The organism is Pseudomonas sp. LS-2, from assembly GCF_003605735.1.
Lineage (GTDB): Bacteria > Pseudomonadota > Gammaproteobacteria > Pseudomonadales > Pseudomonadaceae > Aquipseudomonas.
Map to the genome: position 1 here is coordinate 1 of NZ_QXTJ01000012.1, position 1,350 is coordinate 1,350.

At 63.7% G+C, this 1,350-nt stretch carries 1 protein-coding gene; it reads right to left on the reverse strand.

Features of this window, described 5'->3' with window-relative positions; translation table 11 throughout:
• A partial coding sequence (locus D3M70_RS07065; protein ID WP_256659740.1) for a condensation domain-containing protein occupies nt 1-1,350 on the reverse strand: 1,350 nt, incomplete at both ends.

Genomic DNA, 1,350 nt, shown 5'->3' on the forward strand with positions numbered 1-1,350 from the left:
TGGCTGCGGTTCCAGTCGTGCAGCACCTGCTGCGTCTCATGCCCGGCAAGCATCGGCAACTCGGCGACCCGCTGCTGCGGATCGGCAACGATGGCCGCCAGCAGATTCTGCCAATGGCCGACCAGCCGCTCGACGGTGCGGGCATCGAACAGGTCGGTGGCGTACTTGAGCACCGCTTCGATGCCATGGGGATGTTCGGTGGTGTTGAGCACCAGATCGAACTGCGCGGTCTGGCTCTGCCATTCCAGGCGCTCGACTTCAAGCTCGCCAAAACGGGTTTCGGCGCTGCGGCGGCTTTGCGCCTGATGGTTGAACATCACTTGAAACAACGGGCTGTGGCTCAGGCTGCGCCCCGGCTGCAAGGCTTCCACCAATTGCTCGAACGGCAGGTCCTGATGAGCTTGCGCCTCTTGCGCGCTCTGGCGTACCTGGCGCAACAACTGGACGAAGGACATCTGTCCGTCGATGTCGGCCTTGAGCACCTGGGTGTTGACGAAGAAACCGATCAGGCGCTCGATTTCCGCACGCCCACGGTTGGCCACCGGCACACCGACGCGAATATCGCTCTGGCCGCTGTAACGGTGCAACAGGGTCTGGAACGAGGCCAGCAGCAGGGCGAACAGCGTGGTGTTCTCCTGCTTCGCCAGCGCCTTGAGGCCCTCGGCGAGCGCGGCATCGAGAATCAGGCTGCGATCGGCCCCCGCGAAACGCTGAACAGCCGGGCGCGGGTGATCGGTGGGCAGCTCCAGCACTGGCTGTTCGCCGCCCAGTTTTTCCTGCCAGTACACCAGTTGTCGTTCCTGCTCCCCCGCCTCCATCCACTGGCGTTGCCACTGGGCGTAGTCGGCGTATTGGATGCTCAGTTCGGGAAGTTGCAGCTCGCGGCCTTCGCTGAAGCCGGCATAGAACTGCACCAGTTCCTCGACCATGACCTGCATCGACCAGCCGTCGGAGATGATGTGATGCAGCGTGACCACCAGCACATGATCGTCGGCGGCAATGCGCAGCAAGCGTGCGCGCATCAGCGGGCCGGCGTGCAGATCGAAGGTCTTGCCGGTTTCCTGTTCGACGAATGCCTGCAAACGAGCGTCCAGCGACTCGCCTTCAGACAGGTCCGGTTCGTCGATCTCCAGTGCAAACGGCCCCGGTGGCAGGACCACTTGTACGGGCTGATCGTCTTGCTGGGTGAACACGGTGCGCAGGCTTTCGTGGCGCTCGATCAGCGCCTCGACACTGCGCCGCAGCGCCGCCACATCCAGCCGCCCCTTCAGACGCAGGGCGGTGGGGATGTTGTAGGCGGTGCTCTGCGGCGCCCATTGCCAGAGAAACCATTGCCGTTGCTGGGCATAC